The 5,180-nt window shown below is 67.6% G+C and carries 5 protein-coding genes; 3 read left to right on the top strand and 2 right to left on the bottom strand.

The window, feature by feature from the left end:
- Positions 1-79 precede the first annotated feature (79 nt).
- Together FrCorBMG51_RS09800 and hypB are read left to right on the top strand one after the other, a co-directional pair.
- The gene (locus FrCorBMG51_RS09800) at positions 80-418 is read left to right on the top strand and encodes a hydrogenase maturation nickel metallochaperone HypA (RefSeq protein WP_047222759.1); all 339 of its coding nucleotides are present in this window, start codon (positions 80-82) and stop codon (positions 416-418) included.
- 91 nt (positions 419-509) lie between these two features.
- Positions 510-1,373, top strand: coding sequence for a hydrogenase nickel incorporation protein HypB (hypB, locus tag FrCorBMG51_RS09795; protein WP_047222758.1), 864 nt, complete (start codon positions 510-512; stop codon positions 1,371-1,373).
- Here the strand turns inward: hypB and FrCorBMG51_RS09790 are convergent.
- Positions 1,366-2,628: an ABC transporter substrate-binding protein gene (locus FrCorBMG51_RS09790; RefSeq protein WP_047222757.1), complete on the bottom strand. Its 1,263-nt coding sequence runs from the start codon at positions 2,626-2,628 to the stop codon at positions 1,366-1,368. The genes hypB and FrCorBMG51_RS09790 overlap by 8 nt on opposite strands.
- A gap of 1,075 nt (positions 2,629-3,703) precedes the next feature.
- Positions 3,704-4,414: a TetR/AcrR family transcriptional regulator gene (locus FrCorBMG51_RS09780; protein ID WP_052914519.1), complete on the bottom strand. Its 711-nt coding sequence runs from the start codon at positions 4,412-4,414 to the stop codon at positions 3,704-3,706.
- A gap of 213 nt (positions 4,415-4,627) precedes the next feature.
- Between FrCorBMG51_RS09780 and FrCorBMG51_RS28965 the strand changes: the two genes are divergently transcribed.
- The coding region (locus FrCorBMG51_RS28965) for an alpha/beta hydrolase (protein WP_162233193.1) at positions 4,628-5,180 on the top strand (553 nt) is incomplete at its 3' end.

The raw sequence follows: 5,180 nt of genomic DNA, 5'->3' as shown, positions 1-5,180 counted from the left end.
CCGGCGGGCGCGATCCAGATGATCAAAACTGGGGTGGACGCGTCCGGCGGGCCGGGCGCAGCCGCGGAGGGGGCGCACCGTGCACGAGCTGTCGATCTGCCACGCCATCGCCGGCATCGTCGTCGAGCACGCCGGTGACCGTCCGGTACGGACCGTGAACGTACGGATCGGGCAGCTACGGCAGATCGTGCCGGACACCCTCGTCCACTGCTGGTCGCTGGTCAGCCAGGGCAGCACGCTGGACGGCTCGCGGCTGCGGGTCGAAAGCGTGCCGGCGCGGGTCCGCTGCGCCGGCTGCGGTCACACCTGGACGCTGAGCGCGCCGGTCATGCTCTGCGGGCAGTGCGGCGGCCACGAGGTGTCGGTGCTGCGGGGCGAGGAGTTTCTGATCACTTCCCTGGAGCTCGGGGAGGCGTGAACGGCCGCGGGCTGGTTCGATCGACACCTTCGATCAACGAGTTTCACGGTCGGCGGCTTCGGTCGGCGGCGCGGGCCGGAGGAGGATCACCATGGGCCGATTCCACTGGCACACCGACGACAGCACGCACGACGACCACCGCCACAGTCATGATCATCACAGTAACGATCACCATCACGGCCAGGACGAGCGCATAGGAGATCATTCCGGCTACGAGACCGGGACGCGGCGTGTCGAGGTGCTGGCCGCGATCCTCGGCGAGAACGACCGGCTCGCAGCCGCGAACCGCCACGACTTCGACGCCGCCGGGACGCACGTCGTCAACCTGATGTCCGCGCCGGGCGCCGGCAAGACGGCCCTGCTGCGGGAGACCCTCCGCCGGCTGTGCCCCACGCTGCGGGTCGGGGTGATCGAGGGCGACATCGAGACCAGCATCGACGCCGACCGGCTCGACGGGCTCGGCGCCGTGGTGTCGCTGGTCAACACCGGTCAGGGCTTCGGCGGCGAGTGCCACCTGGACGCCGCCATGGTCCGTTCGGCGATCGGGCGCCTGCCGCTGGACCTTCTCGATCTTGTCGTCATCGAGAACGTCGGCAACCTGGTCTGCCCGGCCGAGTTCGACGTCGGCGAGCACCGGCGCGCGATGATCTTCTCGGTCACCGAGGGCGAGGAGAAACCACTGAAATACCCGATCATGTTCCGGTCCGCCGACCTCGTCCTGATCAACAAGGTGGATCTGCTGCCCTACCTGGACTTCGATCTCGAGCTCTTCCGCCGCAACCTCACCGATGTCAATCCCGGCGCGACCAGCCTGAAGATCAGCGCCCGTACCGGCGCCGGCCTCGGCGCGTGGTGCGACTGGCTGTCCGCGCCGCATCCCCCGTGGCCCGGTGCCGGTCGTCCGGCGGAGCGGCCCGACGCCGAGGCACGGGCGCGACGGGAGGACGTCAGCTGACGGGGGTGTCGCTGATGGGGAGGCCGCAGCGCACCACCGGGTCCAGCGGCAGGAAGCGGCTGCCGTCGTCACTGACGCGGACGAAGTCGTAGCAGTTGGCGGCCTTGCCGCGGTTCGTCGCGAGGTCGATCGGGGCGGGCAGCAGGCCGCCGCCGTCGTAGGCGCGCACGCCGCGCAGCCCCCGGATGAACCCCGGGCGGGTCGGGCAGGGGCCGGCGGCCTCCAGGCCGCGCAGGAACATGTCGGCGGACAGCCAGCCGAAGACCGCGCTGTCCTGGGCGGGTGACTGCACCTGCGGGGCGTACCGCGTCATCGCGTCGATCATCCGCTGGTGTGCGGGGCTGTTCACCTCGAACGGGACGAAAGTGATGTAGATGACGGTGCCGGCGAGGGTCGGGCCGAGCTGCTTGAGCAACGCCGGGTCGTAGCCGAACGGAGCGATCACCGCTTTGAGGTTGACACCGGCGGCGCGGACCGCCGGAAGAATCTGGGCGAGGATGTCCGGAGTGACGATGCCGGCCAGAGTGTTGAGGCGCGCCGCCTTCATCTGCGCGGCCAGTGCCCCGAAACTGGTCGTCTTGGCGGTCACGGTGAAGCTCGCCTCGACGCGGATACTGGCCGCCTGCAGGCTTGTTCTGAGCTTCTGATAGAAGATCTCCGTGGCGTCGCTCAGCTCGGTGTTCACTATCAGGGCGCGGGTACCGCCCTGGCTACGGACGAAATCCCCCCAGACGCTGGAGGATCCCTGCGTGGCCGAATAGTAGTGCCAGGAGAACATGTTGTCGTGGTTGTTCCAGTCGACGTCGCCGGCCAGCCCGACGACCGGGACTTCGAGATCGTCGAGATACTGCGCGGAGCCGACCACCACCCCCGCTGTTTCCAGAATGCCGATGACCCCTTCGTCCCGAACGAGTTCGCGAGCACCGGCGCGGTTCCCGTCGGGAGAACCGGCGTCGTCCCGCCAGGCATACACGACCTTCCTACCGTGGACGCCGCCCGCGGCGTTGGCCACTCCGAGACGCGCCTCGACACCGGCCCGGAACGTACGGTAGGCGGCCGACGTCGGCCCGCTGTCGTCGAACAACAAGCCGATCTTGACCTCGCTGTCTGTGACACCCGGTGAAGTACAGGGGCCCGATCCCGCACGGCCGGGCTGGGCCCTCGGGGTAGCGCAGGCGAACAGCCCGGTCAGACTGCCCAGCGCGGCAGCCAGCACGGCGAACGACAATAACGAGCGCCTCCCGATCATGAACATCGCAACGGGCTCCCTTGCCGCCACCGGACACCTACAGGTCACATCTGGACACAAAGCGTGCTCCGGCAGAAAACGGTACAAGAAGAGAATCCGAGCGGCACCGAATAATCGACACCCCGCATGTGAAACATGTCACGTACAACCCATTATCCGCCCCACCCCCGAGCGGGCCACCCCCGCGACGCACCAGCCATCCTAGATCACAAGAAAATTCTCCAAAAGATTACCCGCCCCCACCGTCACCACACCCGCGAACGCCCGCCACCGGACCGTCCATCAGCTCCCAAGAAAAACCCGCCACAACCACCACTCACATCCGGCACCAAAATACAACCGAACGAATTCGCCCCGGAACAGCCGGAAACAATCCGACCCGGCCCCACGAACCACAAACACCGACGCCCGGCGAATACCCGCCTCAACCCAGTTCGGATTTGCAGATCATGAACACCGGCATAGAAATGAGCATCGTGGGCGGTGGCCCGTAGTTTCAATCTGACTCGGATTTGTAGATCGCAGGGACTGTCCACTGAAGGTCGCTCAGCCGCCTCGGCCGACACCGACGGCCGTCGGTGAAATCGACCGGAAATCCACCGACCCCGCCCGCATCCGCACCCCNCCCCCGCCAGCGGCGGTGTCTCGCGCCTGCCGTGTTTCAGCGACGCGGGTTTCACCCCCGAACTCCACGATGCCGCCGCTGGCGACCGCACCATCCAACTCATCGCCCCGCAACGGCTCTACCACGGGGAACAGCGGCTTCGCCGCCGCCCAGGCCGTTCGCAGGGGAGGCGCGGCCCAGACTTGCGGATCGCGCACACCCTCCTGTCGACGATCTTCGGGGTCGGCCACATCCTGTTTCAATCCGATTCGGATTCGTAAGATCGCAGAAATTATTCCAGATGAATCCGGTCTTCACCGCCGGGTTTCAATCCGACTCGGATTTGTAGATCGCAGGGACCCGCTGTCCGGATTGTACCCCGCCTGAGCCGGGGGTTTGCAAGATCCAACCACAACCTCCTTTTGAAGATCTTTTAGATCATGGTGAGATGATCTAAAAATTCTGTGCCGTTGCAGGTCAGGATACATGTCGATCTCTCACCACAACCTCCCGGGTTCGTCGGCGTTCCGGAGGTTGCGGTGGATGATCTGGGCTGCGGACGGGGGCGAAGGCGCGAAGGAAGGTGTTGACGCCGGCGGCGATGGCCGCGCGCAGCTCGGCGTCGGCGACCTCTCTGGTGCCGAGCGCGGAGAGTTCGGGGAGGTCTCCCGAGACGAGGGCGAGGAAGTGCGCGGCGGCGGTGTCGGGCTCGTCGAGGTCGAGGTGGCCGCGGTTGGACAGGCGGGCGAGGCGGCCGGCGAGGGCACTGCGCACCCGCGACCCTCCGTACGCGAGCGCCTCGTCGAAGAGGTCGGGGAACCGGCCGGCCTCGGCATACATCAGCCGCTGGAGGATCCAGCCCTCCCCGGTGAGCTGGCAGTCGATGACCTCGCGAGCCACCCGGGAGAGGTCGCCGGCGAGGTCGGCGCCGTCGTCGGGCAGGGTGTCGAGCGCGGTGACCATCCTGTCGCCGGCGCGCCGGGCGCCGTCGAGGATGACCGTGCGGAAGAGCGTCTCCTTGTCACCGAAGTGGTTGTAGACGGTGGGCTTGGCGACTCCCGCCAGCTCCGCGATCGCCTCCACCCGAGCCAGGCCGTACCCGTCGCGGGTGAACACGCGCAGCGCGGCGTCGAGGATCGCGACACGCTTGTCGATCCGACCGTGATGGACGGTAGCGGACGGTGCCATCGTGTGACCATATCGATCGACAGTTCCGCGCGGCAACTTGAATGAACCTGAACGTTCAATATAGTGTCCGTGGAGTCAAAGTTGCGCTCCGCTGGCGGGCTCGCCGCTGTACAGCTCCACCGCGGTACAGCTCACCGCGGTACAGCTCACCGCAGTACAGCTCGCCACGGTGGAGCGCGACACAGTGAAGCTCGACATGGTGAGGAAGGCGTCGTGGCGTCCGTACCGTTGGAGGACCGGGTCGACCCGCAGCTGCGCGACTATCTCGTGAACCCGCCCAGCCGCCCCCGGCTGAGCCGGCTGCACCCCGCGGCCGACCGCGTCCGGACGACCGACACACACGTCAAGATCATCGACGGGCCGGACGTGCGGGACGTGCCGGTACGGGTCTACCGTCCTGCCGAGGCCGATGCCGAGGCGCCGGTGGTGCTCTTCGTCCACGGCGGTGGTTTCACGCTGGGTGAGCTTGAGCAGTTCGACCAGCACTGCGCGTGGTATGCCACGGCATCCCGGGCGGTGGTCGTCTCGGTCGGCTACCGGCTGGCCCCCCAGTTCCCCTACCCGGCGGCGCTGCATGACGCCCACGCCGTGTGGAGCTGGCTGACGGGCGGCCCCGACGAGGAGGCCGGCGAAGGAGCCGGCAGGAGAGTCGGTACAGGGGCCGCGGAGATCGGCGTCGACCCGACCCGGTCGGCCATCGTCGGCTCCAGCTCGGGCGCCGCCATCGCGGCCGGACTGGCGCTGTACCTGCGCGACCGGCAGGAGC

This window comes from Protofrankia coriariae (genome assembly GCF_001017755.1).
In the GTDB taxonomy this organism is placed as follows: domain Bacteria; phylum Actinomycetota; class Actinomycetes; order Frankiales; family Frankiaceae; genus Protofrankia; species Protofrankia coriariae.
The sequence above is the reverse complement of the archived record's forward strand: the minus strand, read 5'-3'. Positions and strand labels throughout refer to the sequence as shown.

Bases quoted from the DNA above. Each gene is read 5' to 3' on its own strand.
- FrCorBMG51_RS09780 (WP_052914519.1), bottom strand. From the start codon at position 4,414: ATGGCACCGTCCGCTACCGTCCATCACGGTCGGATCGACAAGCGTGTC.
- FrCorBMG51_RS09790 (WP_047222757.1), bottom strand. From the start codon at position 2,628: ATGTTCATGATCGGGAGGCGCTCGTTATTGTCGTTCGCCGTGCTGGCT.
- hypB (WP_047222758.1), top strand. From the start codon at position 510: ATGGGCCGATTCCACTGGCACACCGACGACAGCACGCACGACGACCAC.